Origin of the sequence: Desulfovibrio piger, assembly GCF_900116045.1 — a bacterium.
In the GTDB taxonomy this organism is placed as follows: domain Bacteria; phylum Desulfobacterota; class Desulfovibrionia; order Desulfovibrionales; family Desulfovibrionaceae; genus Desulfovibrio; species Desulfovibrio piger_A.
Map to the genome: position 1 here is coordinate 2,305,293 of NZ_LT630450.1, position 20,728 is coordinate 2,326,020.

General features: G+C 64.3%; 18 protein-coding genes. 5 read left to right on the forward strand and 13 right to left on the reverse strand.

Annotation, left to right across the window (positions count from 1 at the left end; translation table 11 throughout):
- The first annotated feature begins 20 nt into the window (after positions 1–20).
- From DESPIGER_RS10285 to DESPIGER_RS10305, 5 genes are read left to right on the forward strand one after another with little or no spacing between them, the layout of a single operon-like run.
- Positions 21–1,484, forward strand: coding sequence for a TolC family protein (locus DESPIGER_RS10285; RefSeq protein WP_231927566.1), 1,464 nt, complete (start codon positions 21–23; stop codon positions 1,482–1,484).
- Complete coding sequence (locus DESPIGER_RS10290) at positions 1,484–2,377, forward strand: HlyD family secretion protein (protein WP_072336423.1); 894 nt, start codon at positions 1,484–1,486, stop codon at positions 2,375–2,377. The genes DESPIGER_RS10285 and DESPIGER_RS10290 overlap by 1 nt, the downstream gene beginning before the upstream one ends.
- 3 nt (positions 2,378–2,380) lie before the next feature.
- Positions 2,381–3,802, forward strand: coding sequence for an oligosaccharide flippase family protein (locus DESPIGER_RS10295; RefSeq protein ID WP_072336426.1), 1,422 nt, complete (start codon positions 2,381–2,383; stop codon positions 3,800–3,802).
- A 2-nt stretch (positions 3,803–3,804) separates the two neighbouring features.
- Positions 3,805–4,779 (forward strand): 4Fe-4S dicluster domain-containing protein, encoded by a 975-nt coding sequence (locus DESPIGER_RS10300; protein WP_072336428.1) that lies wholly within the window; start codon positions 3,805–3,807, stop codon positions 4,777–4,779.
- Positions 4,769–5,257, forward strand: coding sequence for a hypothetical protein (locus DESPIGER_RS10305; RefSeq protein WP_072336431.1), 489 nt, complete (start codon positions 4,769–4,771; stop codon positions 5,255–5,257). The genes DESPIGER_RS10300 and DESPIGER_RS10305 overlap by 11 nt, the downstream gene beginning before the upstream one ends.
- A gap of 308 nt (positions 5,258–5,565) precedes the next feature.
- Here DESPIGER_RS10305 and rlmN read toward each other — a convergent pair whose 3' ends face one another.
- The 13 genes from rlmN to DESPIGER_RS10370 form a co-directional block, all read right to left on the reverse strand.
- Positions 5,566–6,639, reverse strand: a complete 1,074-nt coding sequence (rlmN, locus tag DESPIGER_RS10310) for a 23S rRNA (adenine(2503)-C(2))-methyltransferase RlmN (protein WP_072336434.1) — start codon at positions 6,637–6,639, stop codon at positions 5,566–5,568.
- A 223-nt stretch (positions 6,640–6,862) separates the two neighbouring features.
- A complete protein-coding gene (locus DESPIGER_RS10315; protein ID WP_072336437.1) occupies positions 6,863–8,197 on the reverse strand; it encodes an HD domain-containing protein in 1,335 nt (444 codons plus the stop codon).
- Positions 8,198–8,720: 523 nt separating this feature from the next.
- Positions 8,721–9,887, reverse strand: a complete 1,167-nt coding sequence (gene dsrP, locus DESPIGER_RS10320) for a sulfate reduction electron transfer complex DsrMKJOP subunit DsrP (RefSeq protein WP_072336440.1) — start codon at positions 9,885–9,887, stop codon at positions 8,721–8,723.
- Positions 9,888–9,899: 12 nt separating this feature from the next.
- Complete coding sequence (gene dsrO / locus DESPIGER_RS10325; protein WP_072336443.1) at positions 9,900–10,682, reverse strand: sulfate reduction electron transfer complex DsrMKJOP subunit DsrO; 783 nt, start codon at positions 10,680–10,682, stop codon at positions 9,900–9,902.
- Complete coding sequence (gene dsrJ / locus DESPIGER_RS10330) at positions 10,682–11,065, reverse strand: sulfate reduction electron transfer complex DsrMKJOP subunit DsrJ (protein ID WP_072336446.1); 384 nt, start codon at positions 11,063–11,065, stop codon at positions 10,682–10,684. Before dsrJ ends, dsrO begins: the two co-directional genes overlap by 1 nt.
- 4 nt (positions 11,066–11,069) lie before the next feature.
- Entirely contained in the window at positions 11,070–12,695 is a 1,626-nt protein-coding gene (dsrK, locus tag DESPIGER_RS10335) for a sulfate reduction electron transfer complex DsrMKJOP subunit DsrK (RefSeq protein WP_072336449.1), read from the reverse strand.
- A 12-nt stretch (positions 12,696–12,707) separates the two neighbouring features.
- On the reverse strand, positions 12,708–13,730 hold the full coding sequence (gene dsrM, locus DESPIGER_RS10340) for a sulfate reduction electron transfer complex DsrMKJOP subunit DsrM (protein WP_072336452.1): 1,023 nt from the start codon (positions 13,728–13,730) through the stop codon (positions 12,708–12,710).
- 23 nt (positions 13,731–13,753) lie between these two features.
- Entirely contained in the window at positions 13,754–14,281 is a 528-nt protein-coding gene (locus tag DESPIGER_RS10345; protein ID WP_072336455.1) for an RsbRD N-terminal domain-containing protein, read from the reverse strand.
- A gap of 86 nt (positions 14,282–14,367) precedes the next feature.
- Entirely contained in the window at positions 14,368–15,345 is a 978-nt protein-coding gene (locus DESPIGER_RS10350; RefSeq protein ID WP_072336458.1) for a hypothetical protein, read from the reverse strand.
- Between the two features lie 471 nt (positions 15,346–15,816).
- On the reverse strand, positions 15,817–17,088 hold the full coding sequence (gene sat / locus DESPIGER_RS10355) for a sulfate adenylyltransferase (RefSeq protein ID WP_072336461.1): 1,272 nt from the start codon (positions 17,086–17,088) through the stop codon (positions 15,817–15,819).
- A 496-nt stretch (positions 17,089–17,584) separates the two neighbouring features.
- Positions 17,585–18,946, reverse strand: coding sequence for a cytochrome c peroxidase (locus tag DESPIGER_RS10360; protein WP_072336464.1), 1,362 nt, complete (start codon positions 18,944–18,946; stop codon positions 17,585–17,587).
- Between the two features lie 432 nt (positions 18,947–19,378).
- Positions 19,379–19,900 carry a single-stranded DNA-binding protein gene (locus tag DESPIGER_RS10365; RefSeq protein ID WP_072336467.1) on the reverse strand — a complete coding sequence of 174 codons (522 nt, stop codon included), beginning with the start codon at positions 19,898–19,900 and terminating at the stop codon, positions 19,379–19,381.
- 37 nt (positions 19,901–19,937) lie between these two features.
- Positions 19,938–20,723 (reverse strand): hypothetical protein, encoded by a 786-nt coding sequence (locus DESPIGER_RS10370; protein WP_072336470.1) that lies wholly within the window; start codon positions 20,721–20,723, stop codon positions 19,938–19,940.
- Positions 20,724–20,728: the final 5 nt, after the last annotated feature.

Sequence of the window (20,728 nt, forward strand, 5' to 3'; positions counted from 1 at the left end):
TTTTTCGCAAGGGAATGACCATGACGAAAAAAATGGTTCGCTGGAAACAGGGACTGGCCGTGACGGCCTTGTGCGCCGGGCTGGCACTTTCGGGATGCGCGTCGCAGAAAGCCGGGTCGGATGCCCCGGAGCTGCCCGCCAAGCACTGGCTGGAAAACGTGCCCGGTGTGCCGGTGGAGAACAAGAGCAAGCTCGAGGCCGTCATCCCCAACCTTTATGACCCGGCCAAGAAATTCTCGTTCGAGGATTGCGTGTTCCTGACCATCCAGCAGTCGCCCCTGCTGGTCAACAGCGCCGTGGAACTGGAGATCAAGCGCCTGGCCCTGACCGACGCTGTCTGGAAATACCTGCCCGAGCCGCGCATGACCGTGGAAGTGGGCAATACCCTGACCTATTACAACTCGGGCCGCGACGACGTGCCCAGCAATTACGGCAAGGTCGTGCCCCGCATCGGCTTTTACGCCGCATTCCCCAATCCCCTGGAATCCTATTTCAACCACCAGGCCCAGAAGATCCTTGTGAACCTGGCCATCTCCACGCACCGCAAGGCCGTGGGCGAGGCCATCTACAACGTGGCCCAGTCCTATCTGCGCCTGGAAGCCAAGGGCGAGATCCTGCGCATCCAGAAGGAAGTGGCCCCCCTGGCCAGGGAAACGACCCGCTACTGGCAGCAGCTGGAGTCGGCCGACGGCCGGCAGGGCGTGTCCCTCAACCTGGCCCAGCAGCACGAGCGCGAAGTGGAGCTGACCAGCGAGCGCATGACCATGGAAGAGGTCATGGAACGCACCAGCCTCAAGATCCTGGCCGGTGTGGAGCCGCAGCAGCGCCTGAACATCGACAGCAAGAGCGCCAACGACATCCTGCGCGGCTTCAACGGCAAGGATTACCGCTGGGAAGACCGCTGGCTGGTCACGGAGGACAACCTGCTGCTGCGTTCCCAGATCCGTCTGGGCGATTACAACATCATGCTGGCCTGGGCCGAATATGTGCCCGACATGACCATCCGCGTGGACAAGAACCCGCCCGCCGGCCAGTATCAGCCCGCTGACGGCCGGGAAGACTATTTCTGGCGCCTGACCTTCGACTTCCCGCTCATCGACTGGAACCGCCGTTACCGCGGCGTGCAGGCGGCCCGCATGAAGAAGGCCCAGGCGTTCCACGAGCTGTCGCGCAAGCGCACGGACTATTCCAACACCTGGCTGCAGTGCGAACAGCGCGTGGCCCTGGCCGAGACCAACCGGCGTCTGGCCAAGGTCCATTTCGAGACGGCCGAGATGCGCTACAAGGAAGCGCGCATCTCCTTCGAGACCGGCCTGGGCGACATGCCCGCCATGACCTCCGCCCATGAGGCCATGGTGCAGAGCCGCATCAAGCTGGTGGAGGCCGAACTGGAGCTCAAGCTGGCCAATCTGGAATGGATGTATGTCGCCAACCTCTTGCAGGAGCGCTTCCTGGGCCTGCCTGCCACGGAGATTGAAAAATAATGAAGAGACTGACCGTATCCTGGGCCCTGCTGGCCTGTCTGCTGCTGGCCGTCCCGGCCATGGCCGTGGAGACCACCGCCACCGGCAAGGTGGTGGCCACCGTGACGCGTGACGTGCGCCTGCCCTTCAATGCCGTCATCGACGAGGTGCTGGTCCGTCCCGGTGACGCCGTCAAGTCCGGTGATCCGCTGGTGCGCTATCATCTGCAGGACGAGGCCGAGCGCGTGCTGCAGCGCGAGGTGACCACCGGTGCCGCCACCGAGAGCCTGCGCGGCCAGATCCTCGATCTGGAACGCGAGCTGGTGCAGACCCGCGCCGAGCGCAACCGCGCCAGCCAGCTGGCCGCGTCCGGTCTGGGCTCGCGCCAGGCCCTGGGACGCCTGGAGGAAAACGTGCGCTCCCTGCAGCACCGCATCGAACTGACCCAGCTCTCCATCAAGAAGAGCGAAGAGAGCTTCCGGGCCCGCCTGAAGGAACTGGAAGGCTATTACGGCCAGCCCATCCGGGAAGGCGAGATGCTGCCGGACCAGCTGGTGCTGACCTCGCCCATCGACGGCTATGTGCTGCAGCTCATGCCCAACCTCAACCCCGATGTGCTCCTGCCCGCCCAGGCCACGCCCGTGACCGTGGGCCAGCTGGACCCCGTGCTGATCCAGGTGCCGGTCTATGAAGGCGACCTGGGCCGCATCAAGGAAGGCGGCCATGCCCGGGTGGAGATCCCCTCGCTGGGCGACAAGGTGTTCTCGGCCACCATCACGGAGATCTCGTGGATCTCGACCAACATGGACGTGGCCCAGCCCTCCTACTATACGGTGGAACTGACCGTGCCCAACAGCCAGCTTGAGCTCAAGCCCGGCTTCAAGGCGCTGGTGCGCTTTGGCGCTGCCGAGTAGCCCATGAAGCTGAAAAGCCTGCCGCGCCAGCTGGGGTACATCCTGGGGGCCCAGTGGACCAGGGACCTTTCCTGGACCATCTTCACCATCCTGCTGGCACGGCGCAGCCCCGAGATGCTGGGGCAGATCGCCGTGGCCCTTTCCTGCGGCTATCTGGTCAAGACCGTCTCGGACGTGGGGCTCAACGACTTTTTGCTGTCCACCTTCGCCCGCCGCGAGGAGCGCCCCCGGACCCTGCTGGGCGAGGTGACGGGCCTCAAGACCTGTTTCATGCTGCTGGCCCTGGTCGTCACCTGGTTCGTGACGGGCTGGCTGGGCTACAGCTTCGAGCTGCGGCTCATCGTCCTGTTCATCGCCACCGGTTTCGGCCTCGACGGGGTGACGGATTCCTTCTTCGCCCTCTGCCAGGCCCGCGGACGGCAGGACGTGGAGATGCGCATCCGCGTGCCTTCGGCACTGCTGGGCATAGGCTACGGCATCGTCTGCGTGGTGGCCGGGGCGCCCCTGATCTTCATCGCCCTCTACAAGCTCATCGAATCCGTCCTCTGCACGGGCTTCGCCTTCCGTGCCCTGGGGCGCAACCCCTTCGTGGGTTTTGGTTACGACAACGTGCGGGACCTGGCCGTGAAGATGAAGAGCGGTTTCATCTTCACCATCATGGCCGCCTGCGCCATGTTCTACAACAAGATCAACGTCTTCTTCCTCAAGAACTACGGCGGCGACGCCGCCGTGGGCGGCTACAACGTGGCCTGGGAGACCGTGGAGGGCCTGTCCGTGCTGGTCTCCAGCGCGCTGCTCGGCAAGGTCATCTTCCCCCTGCTGGCCCGCTACTGGGCGCAGGACAGGGCCGCGTTCCGCCAGCTGGCGGGGCAGACGGCCCGCTCGCTCTGGGCGGCCTCCCTGCCGCTGATCTTCCTGATCTGCGTGGAGAGCGACCGCTTCCTGCCCACCATCTACGGCCCGGGCTACGAGATGGCCGCCACGGCCCAGCGCCTGCTGACGCCCTGCCTGGCCACGGCCTTCCTGCACAACCTGGCCGCCTACGCCATGATCGGCATGAGGAAGCATACCCTGCTGCTCTTCTTCTATCTGAGCGGGCTGGTGGTCAACATCGTTTGCTGCCTGACCATCATCGAGCCCATGCCGCTGGAAGGGGCCGCGCTTTCCCTGACCGCCACCAAGGTCTGGGTGGCCATCCTCACCGTGGGGTATTTCCAGTGGGTGGCCCGCCCCATGAGCCCGGGACAGTGGCTGCTGATGCTGGCCGCCATCGCCGTGGCCGTGGGCCTGTGGTGGTCGCTGGGCATGGTTTTGGGCCTGCCGCGCGAAGTGGCGGAACTGGCCGGGCTGCTGCCCCTGCTGGCACTGTTCTGGTACTGGCGGCCGCCGCCGGCCTTTGAGAAGGAGCAGCGCCAGGAGGCCTGAACATGGAACGACGCGGCTTTCTCAAATCACTGGCAGGTGCCGGCCTGGGGCTGGGGATGCTCCCGGCGTGGGGAGCTGCGGCCCCGGCACAGGCGGCCGGTGTGGAGGATTGCCTTGCTGTGGTCGTGGACGTGGATGCCTGTACGGGCTGCGGGGCCTGTGTGCGGGCCTGCCATGAGCGGACGGCCGCCCGGGTGCCCCAGCCGGTGTCGCCCATCCCGGTCTCGCGCTGGGGCCGGGACAGGAAGTCCGACTGGTGGGGGCGGCGCAGCGTCACGGACCGCCTGACCCCCTACAACTGGCTGTACCTGCAATCCTGCACCGTGCAGACGGCCCGGGGCGAGCGCCGGATCTTCATGCCCCGCCGCTGCCTGCAATGCCTCAACCCGCCCTGTGTCAGCCTGTGTCCCCTGGGGGCCGCCCGGCAGCGTCCCACGGGCGCCGTCTATACGGAGACCTCGCTGTGCTTCGGCGACAGCCAGTGCATCGCCGTCTGTCCGTGGCATATCCCGCGCCTCCAGGCCGGGGTGGGGCCGTACCTGCACCTGGCGCCCGGCTATCTGGGCTATGGCCAGACCTTCAAGTGCGATTTTTGCGAAGACATCATCAGCGACGGCCGGCCCCCGCTCTGCGTGGCGGCCTGCCCGCACGGCGCCCAGCATTTCGGCCCCCATGCGGAGATGACGGCCCTGGCCCGCCGCATGGCGGAGGAACGGCACGGCGATCTTTTCGGCCTGCAGGAGAACGGCGGCACCTGCCTGATCTATGTCTCGTCCGTCCCCTTCCGGGATATCGAGGCCTCCCTGCTGCGGCAGGGGCTTGTCTCCGCCGGACGGCCCAGCCTGCGCCCGGCCGGGGCCAGTCTGGAACGCGAGAACAGGCTCGTGGGCACCGTGCTGGCCGCACCGCTGGCCGGGGCCGCCCTGGCCGGCCTGCGTCTGCTGCGCGACCACTGGAGGGACAAGGATGAAGACTGAGCGCCGTCCGCTGTTCGGTTTCCTGTTCCGTCTGCTGTGGCGGATCAGCGTGGTCTGGGCTGTGGTCAGCGGTTTCGCGCACCTGCCCGTGATCTACCGCTATGCCGAGGGCCTTTTCCCCTGGCTGCGGCCCGCGGCCTATTCGGGCACGGTGGCCCATTACTGGGCGGCGGCGGCCATGCTCTGCCTGACCAGCTATGCGGCCATCGTCTGGCTGCTCAGGGGGACGCGCAGCTACAGCCTGACCCCCTTCGGCATGCTGCGCCTGGTCCTGCTGGCCCTGCTCATGCTCTCCGGTCTGGGCCTGATCCTGCACAACTTCCAGGATTTTTCCTTCTACGGGCCCGTCTATACCCTCATCAAGCACTGCCATCTGGGCTGTGCCCTGCTCTGGGCGCTGCTGGTGCTCGTCCGTCTGGCCCGCCGCGGTCTCTGGTGGGACCGTCGCCGGGGCACGGGCCGCCGGGCCCGCGCGTGAGCTCGCCGGCCATGCCCGGCGATACGCCCAGAGCACAACACTCATGGTTCCAGATAACGCAAAAAGACGCCCTCAGGGCGTCTTTTTGCGTTATCTGGCCCAGTCCATTCGGACATCTGTTTTCAGCGCCCGGAGAGGCACGGCAAGAGCCTGGGGACGGTCTTCGCCGGGCCGTCGCCGATGCCCGGGACCGGTGTTCTTTTTGCCCGCCCCGGAAGGAAGCGCGTCTGGGGAGGATGGGGGGACGGGGGAAGGAGGTCCCAGGGGCGCGAGCAAAGGGCCTCCTTCCCCCGGAAAACGCTTTCCGCCTAAGCCTGTTCCCCGGCCTCGTTCTGGCGGGCGGCCTTGAGCTGGCCACAGGCGGCCTTGATGTCCTGTCCCTTGCTCTTGCGGATGATGGCCGTGATGTTGCGGTCCCAGAGGTACTGCTCGAAGGCCAGCACACGTTCCGGCGAGGGGGCCTTGTAGGGATCGCCTTCGGAGGGGTTGTAGACGATGAGGTTGAGTTTGCCCTTGACGTCGCTGACCACACGGGCCAGCTGCCGGGCCTGTTCCAGGCCGTCGTTGACGCCGCCCAGCAGCAGGTATTCGAAGGTGATGCGCTCGCGGGTCTTGAGCGGATAGGACTTGAGGGCCTGGAGCAGGTCTTCGAGGGGCCAGCGGGCGGCCTTGGGCATGATGCGGGCGCGCAGCTCCTGGGTGGGGGCGTGCAGGGACACGGCCAGATAGGCCAGGCCGCTTTCGCCCAGTTCGCGCAGGCCCTTCTCGATGCCGCAGGTGGAGACCGTGATGCGGCGGGGCGAGAAGTTCAGGCCCTTGTCGTTGTTGAGGCTCTCCAGGGCGCGCATGACGTTCTTGAGGTTGAGCAGGGGCTCGCCCATGCCCATGAAGACCAGGTTGCGCAGCACGGGCCAGTCGGGACGGGTATCGCCCAGATGCTCGCGGGCCACCAGGATCTGGCCCAGGATCTCGCCCATGCTCATGTTGCGTTCGAAGCCCATGGTGCCGGTGCTGCAGAAGGTGCAGGCCATGGCGCAGCCCACCTGCGAGGAGAGGCACTGGGTCCAGCGGCGCACGCCTTCGCGGGAGTCGCTGGGGATGAGCACGGTCTCCACTTCGGCGCCGTCCTGGAGACGGAGCAGGAACTTGGTGGTATCGTCGCTGCTCTGTTCCACGGTGACGATCTCGGGCCAGCGGATCTCGGCGCACTGGGCCAGACGTTCCCGGCAGGCTTTGGAGACATTGGTCATGGCGTCGAAATCGCGGGCCATCTTCTGCCAGATCCATTGCCAGACCTGGACGGCCCGGAACTTGGGCTCGCCCAGCTCGTTCTGCATCCAGTCGGTGAGTTCGGGCAGGGTATAGTCGAGGAGGTTGATCATGGTCTTCGGGGATGCCACGGCAGGGCTCGGCCGTGGGTTGGAGGGACAGGCAGGGCGGCGGGACGACGGGGCCCCGTGCCCGGCGCGGCCGCCTGCCGGAGACATGCCGGCGCGGGAATACGAGAGGGAGAGGGAGACGGCAGGGCGCCGTGCTTCCTCTCCCTGGATGGTCTTGCCGGGGCGGCCCGTTTGCGGGCGGGCGCCGCAGGACGCGGGAGCGCGTCTAGCCCACGGACTTGCGGGCGTACTCGCACACGAAGTGCAGGGCCGAGGCGCGGTCCGTGACTTCGCCCGCGATCTGGGCCTGGAGCAGGGCATCGCGGATGACGCCCACCAGCGGGCCGGGGGCCAGCCTGGTCTCGCTCATGATCTCGTTGCCGTTGAGCAGGGGCTCCAGCATCTGTTCGGGGGTCTCGGCACGCTCCAGGTACTTCATGTTGTGGTTGAAGTAGGTGTAGCTGCCGTCGCGGGCCTGGATGTCGGCACGGGACATGGCGATGAGGCGCGGGTACTCGTCCAGGGCCTTGAAACGGCGGATGCCGCGGTCCGTGAGCATGAAGTGGAAGCGCATGTGGTAGCGCACCAGATGGCAGAGCAGGTCGATGTCCTCGGGGCTGAAGTGCAGGCGGCGCAGGATCTTGCGGGTGACCTTGGCGCCCACGCGGTGGTGCTGGTAGAAGGTCCACTGGCCGTCGAAGTATTCGCCGGTGAAGAGCTTGCCCACATCATGGAAGAGCATGGCCATGGTGCCCAGCCAGTCATAGTGGAAGCCTTCCTCGGGGTAGTGGCGCATGCACTCCAGGGTATGGTCGAAGACCGTCTCCTCGGTGTCCTCGTCATCGTTGCGGCGCTGGCGGATGCAGGCCAGGGCCGCCACTTCGGGGATGAGGCCCTGGAGGATGTGGGCATCGAACATGAGCTTCACGAAGCGGTACATGGACTCGGCGGCCACCTTGCGCCATTCGTCCATGATGTCGGCGGCGGGCACGTAGTCCAGCACGCGGGTGGACGAGCGCACGATGGCCAGCCAGGTGTTGGGCTCGATGGGGATGTCGAAGTTGGCGGCGAAGCGCAGGGCGCGGATGGCCAGCAGGTAGTTGTGGCGCAGGGTCTCGTCCGGCAGGCCGGTGAGCTGGATGAGGCCGCCCTTGACGTCCATGAAGCCGTCATAGACATCGCCGGTGGGGGCCGGGCTGCCGAAGCCGGTCATGCGCAGCTGCAGGCGCTCCTGGGGATCCATCATGCTGGCCATGGTGGGGGTGATGCGCAGCAGGGAAAGCTCGGGATGGCTGGCATCCTCCACTTCCAGGGCATAGAAACGGAAAAGCACGCCGTCTTTTTCCATCTGGGCGATGGCACGCTGGTCCGGCTCGACGCGGGCTTCGGGGAAGAGCTTGAGAAGCGTCTCGAGGTCGGGCTCACAGGCGATGTCCACAGCCAGCTGTTTGCTGTGCTTCAAAAGATGTTCCTGCACGGGCGCATTGATGACATGGGCGTCATAGCCGTTGCGCAGCAGGGTTTTGCAGATGGTGATGGCGTCTTTCAGCGCTTTTTCCATGAAAACTCCTCAAGCGGCAGAGCCGCATCCAGGGAAGACCCCGGCATACATGCGTTGTGAAGGCCTGCCCGCAGTGCAGGCCGCTGATTTCAGTATCGGCGGCAACGGGGGCAAAGTCAAGCAACCGTGCGCTCCGGGCACGCTGCCTTCCGGGCCGGAAAGGACGGGAACCGATGCCCGGGCCTGCGGGAAGCCATGCCCGGATACCCGGCAGGGCTCCCCCGGGCACACCCCAGCTGTTTCGGGAAGGCTTGCGGGGCCGGACGAACGTTCACGGGGCCCGCCATCAGGCGGGCTTCCTTCATGGGCGGGACATGCGCATGGGGAGCTGCGGCTGTCGCCGGGCCGGGCGCTGCCGTACCGCTTTTGCCGGTGATGTCCGGCAGCCTCACGTGCCTGGATGCAGCCATAATCCGTGATGCCGCCGGGGGCTGCCGGGACGGCAGCCTTGCGTGCGCGGCAGGCTGGGCAACAAAAAAGGCCCCGTGCGGACACGGGGCCTCCGGAGTGCGGGATCGCGGACCTAGTCGCCGAAGTGACCGGTCTCGCGCTTCACGCCCAGGGCGATCTTCCAGAGCAGGGAGAGCACCAGGGCGCCCACGGCGTACACGCCCAGGGCCACGATGATCTCACGGCCGGTGGGAGCGTATTCGGTGACGGTCTCGAACATGTTGGGGGTGAAACCGCCGATGAGCAGGCCGAGGCCCTTGTCGATCCAGGAGGCGGCCACCAGCATCACCAGGGCCAGGGGCAGCAGGGGACCGGTGCGCCACTGCGGCGGGATCAGGATGATCAGGGAAGCGGCGGCCATGACCACAGCGGCCCACATCCAGTTGGTCACCCAGGAAACGTGGCCTTCATGGCCGGCGAACAGGAAGACCAGGGGATGCTGATGACCGGGGATGCCACTGTAGAACGCGGTGAAGACTTCCAGCAGGTAGAAGAACACGTTGATGCACATGGCATAGGTGATGATGGTGGTCAGGGTCTTGACGGCGTCGCGGCCGGGATCGAAGCCGGTGAGGCGGCGCACGATGAAGATCAGCAGCAGCAGGATGGCGGGACCGGAGCAGAACGCCGAGGACAGGAAGCGGGCGGCCATGATGGCGGTGAGCCAGTAATGGCGGCCGGGGATGCCGGCATAGAGGAAGGCGGTCACGGTGTGGATGGAGAAGGCCCACAGGATCGAGAGGTAGATCAGGGGCTTGATCCACTTGGGCGGCTCCACGTCATGGCGTTCGGCTTCCAGGGTGACCCAGCCGATGATGGCGTTGAGGGTCAGGTAGCCGATGAGCACGATCATGTCATAGAACATGACCGAATTGGGCGTGGGATGCAGCAGCACGTTCATCATGCGCTGGGGCTGGCCCAGGTCCACCACGATGAAGAGGGCGCACATGACCACGGCCGAGATGGCCATGAACTCACCGAAGATGATCATGCGCTTGAACTTCTTGTAGTGGTGGAAGTAGGCGGGCAGCACCAGCATGACGGCGGAGGCGGCCACGCCCACGAGATAGGTGAACTGCGAGATGTAGAGGCCCCACGAGACATCGCGGCTCATGCCGGTGATGGAGAGGCCTTCCTGCAGCTGCTGCAGGTAGACCAGGCCGCAACCGGCGATGACTGCGAGCAGGAAGAGCAGCCACAGATAGTAGGTCTTGGGACCGGTAAGCAATTTTTCAAGCATGGCCTGTTCTCCCTAGATGAGGTAGTAAACGCCGGGCTGGGTGCCCAGATTGGGCTTGCGGCGAATGCTGTAGTTGGAGGCGAGGGCCTTGCACACATCGGACTTGGGATCGTTGAGATCGCCGAAGAGGATGCGGCCGCCGGCAGCTTCCACGCAGGCGGGCATCTGGCCCACGGCCAGGCGCTCGGCGCAGAAGGTGCATTTTTCCACCACACCGATCATGCGGGTGGGGTAGGCGGGGTTCGGCACGGGATCGCTCAGGTACTTGCGGGGATCCACGAAGTTGAAGGAGCGGGCGCCGAAGGGACAGCCGGCCATGCAGAAACGGCAGCCGATGCAGCGATGGTAGTCCATGGCGATGATGCCGTCTTCCATCTGGTAGGTGGCCTGGGTGGGGCACACGCGCACGCACGGCGGGTTGGTGCAGTGGTTGCACAGCAGGGGATAGCTGGCATCCTTCACACGGGAGGTCAGGTGTTCGTTCAGGTCGTCGGGGAAGGCGTGGTCGAACTTTTCGAGCCACATCCACTTGATGTCCTGATGGCCTTCCATGGTGGGCACGTTGTGGGCCTTGTGGCAGGCTTCGATGATGGGGGCGTATTCCCTGGCGCTCTTGAAGGCGCGGGTGTCGATGACCATGGCCCAGCGCTTGGCCTTGAGGGCCTTGGCGTTGGGTTCATAGGAGCCGATGCGCGCACCGGCCTGGGCAGAACCGGCCATGGTCGCCAGGCCGCTGCTCAGGGCAAAGACCGAAAGGCCCGCCACCTTCAGAAAGGATCTTCTGCTTTTGTTCATTACTTGTTCCCCTTGGGAAGAATGTGGCAGGTCCAGCAGTAGGGATCGACGCTGTTGGACACGTGGCACTTGTCGCAGAACTCTTCGTAGTTGCTGTGGCACTTCAGGCAGGTGTTCTGCAGGCTGATGGTCCACTTTTTGCCGGTGGACGACACATAGGTGCGGTTCTCATAGCGCAGGGCCTGATCGCGCCATTCGTTGAGCAGGTACATATGCTCGGCGCGCATGTACTCGACGGGTTCCACGCATTCCTTTTCGTTCTGGGGCAGGACGATGGCGGGACGCTTGTAGTCCTTGGTGCCGCCGAAGTTGGCCCAGAAGGGGGTGGAGAACAGGACCGCGAAAACGAGGATCCCGAGAATGACAGCTTTGGCGTTGTACATGTTGTTATTCCTCCTCGGCCTCGGCGGTCACATTGGGCAGGTCTTCCTGGCGCAGGTCCATGGTGCGCTTGCATTCGCCCTTCATGACCAGGGCATTGGCCACCAGCTCGTGCACGCCGCTCACGGTCACGCCGGGGGCCCAGTAGTCGGCCAGGGGCGGCAGGGTGGCGCGGTCGATGGCGCAGACGCAGGCCATGTGGTTGACGCCGTACTTTTCCTGCACATAGCGCAGGGCGTTGCCGCGAGGCATACCGGAACGCATGCGCAGTTCCATGATCTCTTCGGTGTTCAGACCGGAACCGGCGCCGCAGCAGAAGGTCTGCTCGCGGATGGTGTTCTCGGGCATTTCCACGAAGTTGTTGCACACGGCCTTGAGCACGTAACGGGGCTCTTCCAGCAGACCCATGCCGCGGGCGGGGTTACAGGAGTCGTGGAAGGTGGTGATGATGTGGTCGTTACGGCTGGGGTCCAGGTTCAGCTTGTTGTGCTTGATGAGGTCGGCCGTGAACTCGGTGATGTGCACCATCTTGGTGGCGGCCGCGTTGGTGAACTTGGTGCCGGTGATGGGGGAGGTGGGCACATCCATCATGCAGGACGGGGCCGGGCCGTTGTAGGTGGCCATGTACTGGTTGATGACGCGCCACATGTGGCCGCATTCGCCCCCCAGGATCCACTTGGAGCCCAGGCGTTCGGCTTCGGCGTACATCTTGGCGTTGAGCTTCTTGGCCATGTTGAAGGAGGTGAACGAACCGAAGTTGCCGCCTTCAGAGGCATAGGTGGAGAAGGTGTAGTCCAGATCCAGCTCGTGGAACAGCATCAGGTAGCCCATGAAGGTGTAGATGCCGGGGTCCGCGAACACGTCGCCGGAAGGCGTGATGAACAGGATCTCGTGGCCCTTTTCGTTGAAGGGGGTCTTGGGGCGGATGCCGGTGATGGTCTCGCAGTCATCGGCCAGCATGTCCACGATCTCCACGAAGGAGTGGGGCTGGATGCCCAGGTGGTTGCCCGTGAAGGAGCAGTTTTTCACCGGGTCCATGATCCAGTGGATGCCCAGGCCCACTTCGTGCAGCAGTTCGCGCACGATGGCCGTGATCTCGGCGGTGTCGATGCCGTAGGGGCAGAACAGGGAGCAGCGGCGGCATTCGGTGCACTGGTAGGCGTAGTAGAAGAGTTCCTTCACCACGTCCTTGTCCCAGCCGCGGGCGCCGGCGCGCTTGCCGAGGATCTTGCCCAGCTTGGTGTAGTCGCGGCGGTACAGGGAGCGCAGCAGCTCGGCACGCAGCACGGGCATGTTCTTGGGGTCGTTGGTGCCCAGGAAGAAGTGGCACTTGTCGGCGCAGGCGCCGCAGCGCACACAGATGTCCATGAACAGCTTGAGGGAGCGGTGCTTCTGCAGGCGGTCCTCGAAGGCGTCACAAAGGATCTGTTCCCAGTTTTCGGGCAGGTTCCAGTCTTCGGCCGCCGGATCCCAATCATGGGGATTGGGCATGTGCAGCAGCTCCATGGTTTCCTTCTTGGCCGGATAGCAGAAGCTGCCCGGCGCGAACTTGGGCTTGATGTCCAGCCAGGGTTCCGAGGGGAACTCGGGACGGCTGGCGATGAGTTCTTGTGGCGTAGGTAATTTAGCCATGATGTCAGCTCCTTACTCGGCGGCCTTGGAAGAGGGCTGCTTTTCCAGCGGCAGGCCGGCTTCGGCCATGGCATCGCGGTAAACGTCCTCATATTCGGCATAGGTGAAGTACTGCTTGGGCGGGTTCCAGGGGTTCACATGGCGCACTTCGCGGGTATTGGTGGGAAGGTTGCGCGTGGGGCTGAAGAACACGCCGGGCATGTGCATGAGCTTGGAGAAGGGGAAGTACAGCAGCAGCACGCTGACGAAGGTCAGATGCATGAAGAAGAGCGGGCTGATGCCGTCGGGGGCCACGGGCGAGAAGTGCACCAGACCCATGATGAAGACCTTGACCTGGGCGATGTCGGTCTTGTCGAAGTAGCGCATGCAGATGCCGCTCAGAACGATGCCCAGGATGAGGAGCAGGGGGAAGTAGTCGTTCATCAGGGAGATGTAGCGCAGGCGCTGGTTGAACAGGCGGCGGGCCAGCAGGAAGAGCACGGCCACCAGCAGCAGGCCGCCGGTCCAGTAGAAGCGCGGGCTGCCGATCTGCATGATGCCGTCGATGCTTTCCATGAAGGTCAGCCAGCCGGGCACCGGATCCATAAAGAAACGGAAGTGGCGGATGAAGACCAGCAGGAAGCAGTAATGGAACAGCAGGGCAAAGAACCACAACCACTTGGAAGAGTAGTAGATGGTGCGGGGGCCCTTGTTCACAGGGTCGAATTCACGCACGTCGGCCGCGGTGTTGCGGAACAGCGAACGGAAGAAGCAGACTTCCAGGAACATGCGGACCACCACACCGAACTTGGTGTTGGGGCAGTCCCACTTTTCCTGTTTGATGAAGTCCAGCGACTTTTCCTGACCCCCGGTCGTGGGGATGCTGAAAGGCACGGGCGATTTGGCCCAGTAAACCATGCGCCAGATGACGCCCAGGAAGAAGGTGACTACCGCCACATAGGGCAAAACCACGCCGAACAGGTACGACAGACCAACGGCCGAACCTGCCCAGGCAATGGCCCCGATGAGCGCCACCACCAGCAATGATGCGAACATTCCCTACCTCGCTTCGAAGAGTGTTAGCCTTTGCCCGAAACCGGGCTGCCATCCACCGATTGCGCCCAGCGCACCAGCTGGGCATGTTGGTTGCGTATTTCGGCGATGCGCGTTTCCGCCAGGGTCTCGCGCGCGGCCGAATACAAATCGAAGGCCAGCAGCGTGACGCTGTCCAGCCGGGATTCCGCGTCCAGATATTCCGCCAGGTCTTCTTTTTCCTGGCAGAGGGGGAGGATGTGTTCACGCAGCAGGGGCTTCATGAGGAAGAAGACCCCCAGGCCCTGGCTGGGCGTGTACTGCTGCACGGCACGCAGGCGCACGAAGCGGTCCAGGGCGTGCTTGATCTTTTGCGGCGTCACATGTTCGCCGGCGATCACGTCATAGATGAGGCCGGCGGCTTCCTTGGTCATATCCCCCACCGGATTGGTGAAAGGATCGTTCTTGGTGCGCAAAAAGCCAGTCGTTTGCAGGGGATAGGTCGAATAGACCGCGTTGATCCAGCCCTCCACGATGACGGCGCGCTGTTCACGGAAAATTTTTTGTGCGTTCATGGCAGTCGTTTGGCAAAAGGGTAAACGGGCTTTCCTATAAAGTGCCCGGCTGTTCTCGTCAAGCTTTCATCGTCCGGCGGCGACAGCTAGGGGCAGGGCGCCGGGCCGCCGCATTGCCCGGCCACCTGCGGTTCCAGGGGCAGGGCGGCGTCCGGGAACGCCTGGCCGCCGGCCGGTGAAAATTCGATGACCGGTTCCTGCGCGCGGGCAGGGGCGGCGGGCCGGGCCTGTTTTTTGAGCATGGCCGGCAGGCCGCGATACTCGAAAAAGGGGACCGTGCGGGAGCCGGCATTGAAAATATGGGCCCGGTTGCGCTGCAGGCGCAGACGCAGGCCCCATTGCCCCGGATGCAGGAATGCCCAGGGGCCCGGTTCCTCCACGTTCTGGCAGGCGGCCACGGCCTCCCTGAGGGACCTGCCTTCTTCCAGCAGGAGCAGCATGCGCTCCACGCGGGCCACGTCGGTGTCGTTCTCCGCCACCGGGCAGAAGGCCACGTCCACGCTGCCCGACAGGATGTCGATGCCTTCGCGGCAGGCCGAGCAGGACGGCGAGAAGAACATGCGCACCGTGGCCTGTCCGGGGTTCTCGCTGATGCTCCAGACCTCGCCCTGCGTGCGCATCACCTGGCCCGCGTTGACCACGAACAGCAGCAGCCAGGCATACAGCAGCAGCGGACGCTCTGGCGGGCGTTTGCCGGCCCGGTGCAGCGCCCGCCAGAAAAGCCAGTAGGCCAGGGCAAAAAAACAGGCCACCACCAGGCAGCTGACGCAGGGAGAGGTCAGCGCCATGAGCAGCAGCAGAAAAATATCGCCCAGCAGGATCAGTCCCGCCAGCAGATGCCCTGCCGGGACAGCCCCCAGCAGCGCCAGGAAGACCAGGGCGCCGAAGGCGGCCGTACCGATCCACCACATGGAGAGACCGCCGATGACGAGGTCCTGGTACAGGGAGCAGCCTGCAGTGACGCAAAAGGCCACTTCGTTGCCCAATGCCGTCCAGATGCAGAAGAGCATGCCCAGAAGGGCGGCCGCCAGTGCGCCGCCAGGGATCCCGTAGGCCTGTTTCATGGCTCTCCTTGGTAAGGGGACTACGTCCGGCAGATGCAGACGCACACTTTGTATACTCCATAATCCCGGCTAGGTAAAGGCATCTTGTCCCGCCTGCCTGAAGTTGTGCTGTGCAATGCGCCATCGGGGGGATAAAAAGACTTGCAGGGCTCTCTTGCCGGGAAAAAAGACAAGGACATACAGGGTACACTACTGCAAGAAAGAGAGAAAAAAGCAAAAAAATTTTGCCATTACGATGAAAAAAGGCCATCCATACAAGAAGGTTGCTCTGCGAAACGCAGAAAAACATCATGGAACAGGCATCGTTTTTTCCTGTTCATGCCTGTCATGGAATGGCTGTCCTGCAAGAGAACATTGTGATTCTGTGCACGATGCCCCCAATATGGAAAGGGCGGCCATGCACGAAAAAAGAAGGGGCGCCCCCAAGGGGGCGCCCGCTATCAGGATTTCGCTGGGAAAACCCGGCGATGCTTACATGGTGGAACCGGAAGCAGCGCGCTGCATCTTGATTTCGACCTTTTCGGTCAGGCCGCCATAGTATTCGCGCAGGATGGCGAGCACTTCTTCACGACCGAAATGATCCGGCACTTCAGCGCCTTCGGACAGCATCTTGCGCAGCTTGGTACCGGACAGGATGACGCGGTCTTCCTTGCTGTGGGGGCAGGTACGCATGGAGGCCATGCCGTCGCACTTCTTGCAGTAGAAGGTCCAGTCGATCTTCATGGGTTCGCAGAGCAGGCGCTTGCCTTCTTCGGCGGGCATGGGGATCTTGTCGAAGATTTCCTGGGCTTCGAACATGCCGTAGAAGTCGCCCACACCGGCGTGGTCGCGGCCCACCAGCTGGCGGTTGATGCCGTAGTTCTGGCGGAAGGTGGCGTGCAGCAGGGCTTCACGGGGACCGGCGTAGCGCATGTCCAGAGGATAGCCGGCCTGGATCACATGCTCGGGCACGAAGTACTTCTGCACCAGGGTGTCGATGCATTTCACGCGGACTTCGGCCGGGATGTCACCGGGTTTCAGGGCGCCCACCAGGGAGTGGATCACGACGCCGTCGCACACTTCCACGCCCAGCTTGGCCAGGTATTCGTGGGAGCGGTGCATGGGGTTACGCAGCTGCAGGGCGGCCACGTTCTTCCAGCCGCGTTCGTCCATCTTGGCACGCAGCTGGGCGGGGGTCATGTACACGCCGGGGAACTTTTCGGGGAATTCGCCCTGGGACAGGACTTTCACGGGGCCACCGATGTTGTATTCCTTCTGGCCCAGGACCATCTTCACGCCGGGATGGTCGGTGGGGGCCACTTCCCAGAACTTTTCGGAGTCGGGGCCGCAGCCCTTGAACACCAGTTCGCATTCCCACTTCTTGTCGGCTTCGGTCATTTCATAGATGTCTTCCACCTTCATGGTGGCCATGATCTGACCCTTGCGGACCAGGGCGACTTCTTCGCCGACCTTCAGGGCCTTGGCGTCGTCGGCGGACACGTCCAGGGTCACCGGCACGGGCCAGAAGGTGCCGTCGGAGAGCAGCATCTTTTCGCACACGCTCTTCCAGTCGGCCTTGTTCATGAAGCCGTTCAGGGGAGAGAAGCCGCCGATGCCCATCATGATCAGGTCGCCCTTGGCGCGAGAGGAGATCTCAATCTGCTTCAGGCCGGCAGCCTTTTTCAGTTCTTCTTCCAACGCCGCGCCTTCCAGAAGACAACACACCAGGCCCTTGCCGCCATGAGGGGGTACCAGTTTGGACATTGAGAAATCCTCCATTTGATTTGTTGCTATACCGTTGCGCAAATGGCGCATCCGTAACGTCTCTTTGTGAATTGCATCTTGTGAATAATCTAACAAAAAGTCAACCACCTTTCGGGATTTTTCACGGAAACGACACGAAAAAGACGTGGCGGGAAACGGCTATCACATTGATTTACAACACAAAGAGTGCGGAAAATTTTTTATTGTGAAAATTGACGCGCACTCGGGCCCCATGCCGGTCCGGCCGCAAGAGCCCGGCACGGTCATGGCCGGGGCTCCCTGCCGGAGTTTGGGCGGAACATAGCACGGCCGGCGGGGCATGAAAAGGGGGCCTGCGGGCCTGCTGCCCTGTCCTTTGCCCAGCCGTGCGGAAAACAAGGACAAATTCTTCGTGTCCTGTCCGGTGGCCTGGGGCCCGGTCCCGCCGGCCGGATAAAAAAAGGCCCGGCACCTTGTGGTACCGGGCCGGGGATGCCGCGGACTGGATCAGGTCAAGTTAGCGGGCCACGGCCTCGCCCTGCACGGGACGGCCTTCATGACGGCCGGTCAGGGTGCGCAGGAAGCCCACGATGAGGGCGCGGTCCTTCTGGGGCACGTCCAGACCGGAGCAGTAGACGCCCATGATGCGCACGGCCTCGTCCAGCGTGGTCACGGTGCCGTCGTGCAGGTAGGGATGGGTCAGCTCCACGTTGCGCAGGTTGGGCACTTTGAAGCGGTGCATGTCCTCTTCCCTGCCGCTGGCATTGAAGCGGCCCTTGTCCGAGCCCAGGGGCTTGCCGCCGCGGTCGGCGAAGTAATCCTTCTTGAGATCCAGATATTCATAGGACTGGCCGCCCATGCTCTTGCCCACATGGCAGGAGGCGCAGCGGTAGGCCTTGAAGCGCTCGTAGCCTTCCGCTTCGGCGGCGGTCAGGGCGCTCTTGTCGCCGCGCAGCCAGCGGTCGAAACGGCTGTCGGGCGAGATGAGGGTCTTTTCGTATTCGGCAATGGCGTCCGTGATGTTCCTGCCGGACCAGCCGTCAGGATAGACGGCGCGGAACTTGGCGGTCAGTGCGGCATCGGCGGCCAGACGGGCCACGATCTCGTCCCAGTCCCTGCTGCCCATCTCGATGGGGTTCAGCGGCGGGCCGCCGGCCTGCTCCTGCAGGTCGGCCGCGCGGCCGTCCCAGAACTGCACGAAGTTGAACACGGCATTGAAGGTGGTGGGCGCGTTCACATCGCCCAGCTGCTTGCGGATGCCTTCGGAGAAGCGGCCGTTGTCCGTGCCGGCCTTGTCCATGGCATGGCAGGTGGCGCAGGCCACGGTGCTGTCGGCGGACAGGCGGGCATCGTTGAACAGGGCCTTGCCCAGGGCCACCTTGGCCTCGTCCACGGGCAGGCGGCGGGGGATGGGCTGGATGGGCTCGTTGGCATGTTCGGGGGCGGCATCCGTGGCGTAGTGGGCTTTGCGGCTCTCGGCCACCCAGGTCAGGATGTCCTTCTTGTCCTGGTCGGAAAGGCGGCTGCCCCAGTGCACCACGGCGAACTTGGCGGGCGGCATGGTGTCATTGAGGATGACCCATTCCATCTTGGCCAGCACGGTCTCGCCCACGGGGCGGTCCTTGCGCTGCACCAGCTCCTGGTTGAGGTCCAGGGCACGGATGCCGTCCCTGTAATCCTTTTCGATGATGCCGCGGATGCCGGGGACCTTGGCGTAGAACGGCAGGTCATAGCCGCGGGAATGGCAGGCCATGCACTTGTCCTGCACGATGCCCGAGACACTGGCGAACTTGTGCTGCACATCGTCCAGCCCCTGCGCCGTGGCGGGGGCACAGGCCAGCAGCACGAGGGCTGCGGAAGCCAGCAGTTTTTCCTTCATATCGTCCTCCTTGGGGGGCGATGCCGGGACGGCATCACGGGTTTTGCCGGGATAGCAGGAGCTTTTTTTCACAAGTGGTGCATAATGTCAACAGTAATTTTTACTATTACCAAGATAACATATTATTTTTTGTATATTTTTATGGACGATATCAGGACTGCCCATTCTATTGCACAATGGTTTCAATGAGATAGCATATGCTGTTCCGGCCCGGAACAGGCGGGCCGCCTGTGCCCCCGGAGCGGCTCCCGGTATGCCGGCATCCGGCTTGCGGCGATCCGCGCTGTCCCGCGGCCGCCGGAGCGGCCCGGAGCAGGCGGGAGGCAGCGGGGCGAGGCGCCCGCGCGGAGCGGCGGTCATGGGGCACAAAAAAAGCAGGGCGCCTCCCGTGGGGGAGACGCCCTGCCGTGTGTCTGTATGCGGCATCCGTGCCTAGAAGGGCACTTCGTCCATGTTGGAAGCCTCGGAGGGGAAGGCGGGGCCCAGGTCATCGTCGCGCTGCTGGGGCGCGGGGCGGCGCGGAGCCTGGCGCTGTCCGCCGGTGTTGCCGCCGCGGGGAGCGCGGGCGGCCGGAGCGGGCGCGCCGTAATCGTCCTCATAGCCGCCCATGTCGGAACGGGGGCCGTCGCTGCGGCGGTCCAGGAACTGGACGCGCTGGGCCTTGATCTCGGTGGTGTAGCGGTCCTGGCCGTTCTGGTCCTGCCACTTGCGGGTCTGCAGGCTGCCTTCCACATAGACAAGGCTGCCCTTGGCCAGGAAGTTGGCGCAGTTCTCGGCCTGGCGCTGGAACACGGACACACGGTGCCATTCGGTGCGTTCCACCTTGTTGCCGTCGCGGTCCACATAGGATTCGTCGGTGGCCACGTTGAGGGTGGCCACAGGGGAACCGCTCTGGGTATAGCGCAGTTCGGGGTCGCGGCCAAGGCGACCGATGAGCATGACTTTGTTCAGCATAGATTCTGTTCCTCGAACGGTTGTTCGTTGTGCCGTCTCAGCGCAGGCCGAAAAGGCGCCGGAAGAGGGACGGCTTTTTGCGTTTGGGGCCGGAGCCTGCGGCAAGCAGGCTGTCTTCCATTTCGGTCAGGGCGTCCTCCAGGGCCTCGCTGGCGCGGTGGGCGGCCCGGGGATCATTGGCGCGCAGGGCCGCGTCCAGGGCGCCGCGCTGCGCAAGGGCATCGGCCAGGGCCCGTTTGAAAGGGGCCTGCTGCCCGGGCCAGCGGTCCTCGGCCATGCCCCGTTCCAGACGGTCCAGCAGGTCGCGGACACCGGCCGTGCCCACACCGGCATGGCCGAAGGCCAGCAGGCTGAGCCCGGGCCAGCATTTTTCCAGCAGGCCGGGGTTCCAGGTGACGTCCACGGTGGTGATGCGGGCCACGGGCGCGGTCAGCGGGGGCCGGATGGCGGATTGCGTGAGCGTGGCCTCCAGCGTGTCCAGCAGGGCGGCCAGGGCCTGGAGGCCCGCGGCGGCGTCCTCGGCCTGCCAGCTGCCCAGGGCGTCCTCGCAGCGGCGCGTCAGGTCGCACAGGGGGCGCAGGCTGTCCAGCGTCAGGGGCGCGAGGTCGTCCACGTTGCGCATGGCCAGGCGGCTCAGGCATCGTGCCAGCTCCAGCAGGCAGGGCTCGGCCGGGGCCCCGGGCACGGCCAGCCAGGCCGCCACGTCCTCGCCATAGGGGCCGGCGGCCTTGCGGGCCAGGGCCAGCAGGGCGGGCCAGCGCCGGGCCGTGAGGCCCCGGGGGCTGTCGGCGGCTTCCTGGCGGATCTGCAGTGCCTTGCCCATGACGG

Coding starts and splice junctions, on each gene's coding strand:
- dsrK (WP_072336449.1), bottom strand. CDS start 12,695: ATGGCTAAATTACCTACGCCACAAGAACTCATCGCCAGCCGTCCCGAG.
- DESPIGER_RS10350 (WP_072336458.1), bottom strand. CDS start 15,345: ATGAAACAGGCCTACGGGATCCCTGGCGGCGCACTGGCGGCCGCCCTT.
- sat (WP_072336461.1), bottom strand. CDS start 17,088: ATGTCCAAACTGGTACCCCCTCATGGCGGCAAGGGCCTGGTGTGTTGT.
- dsrJ (WP_072336446.1), bottom strand. CDS start 11,065: ATGTACAACGCCAAAGCTGTCATTCTCGGGATCCTCGTTTTCGCGGTC.
- DESPIGER_RS10370 (WP_072336470.1), bottom strand. CDS start 20,723: ATGGGCAAGGCACTGCAGATCCGCCAGGAAGCCGCCGACAGCCCCCGG.
- dsrP (WP_072336440.1), bottom strand. CDS start 9,887: ATGCTTGAAAAATTGCTTACCGGTCCCAAGACCTACTATCTGTGGCTG.
- DESPIGER_RS10360 (WP_072336464.1), bottom strand. CDS start 18,946: ATGAAGGAAAAACTGCTGGCTTCCGCAGCCCTCGTGCTGCTGGCCTGT.
- DESPIGER_RS10295 (WP_072336426.1), top strand. CDS start 2,381: ATGAAGCTGAAAAGCCTGCCGCGCCAGCTGGGGTACATCCTGGGGGCC.
- DESPIGER_RS10285 (WP_231927566.1), top strand. CDS start 21: ATGACGAAAAAAATGGTTCGCTGGAAACAGGGACTGGCCGTGACGGCC.
- dsrM (WP_072336452.1), bottom strand. CDS start 13,730: ATGTTCGCATCATTGCTGGTGGTGGCGCTCATCGGGGCCATTGCCTGG.
- DESPIGER_RS10305 (WP_072336431.1), top strand. CDS start 4,769: ATGAAGACTGAGCGCCGTCCGCTGTTCGGTTTCCTGTTCCGTCTGCTG.
- DESPIGER_RS10315 (WP_072336437.1), bottom strand. CDS start 8,197: ATGGAAAAAGCGCTGAAAGACGCCATCACCATCTGCAAAACCCTGCTG.
- DESPIGER_RS10300 (WP_072336428.1), top strand. CDS start 3,805: ATGGAACGACGCGGCTTTCTCAAATCACTGGCAGGTGCCGGCCTGGGG.
- rlmN (WP_072336434.1), bottom strand. CDS start 6,639: ATGATCAACCTCCTCGACTATACCCTGCCCGAACTCACCGACTGGATG.
- DESPIGER_RS10290 (WP_072336423.1), top strand. CDS start 1,484: ATGAAGAGACTGACCGTATCCTGGGCCCTGCTGGCCTGTCTGCTGCTG.
- DESPIGER_RS10365 (WP_072336467.1), bottom strand. CDS start 19,900: ATGCTGAACAAAGTCATGCTCATCGGTCGCCTTGGCCGCGACCCCGAA.
- DESPIGER_RS10345 (WP_072336455.1), bottom strand. CDS start 14,281: ATGAACGCACAAAAAATTTTCCGTGAACAGCGCGCCGTCATCGTGGAG.
- dsrO (WP_072336443.1), bottom strand. CDS start 10,682: ATGAACAAAAGCAGAAGATCCTTTCTGAAGGTGGCGGGCCTTTCGGTC.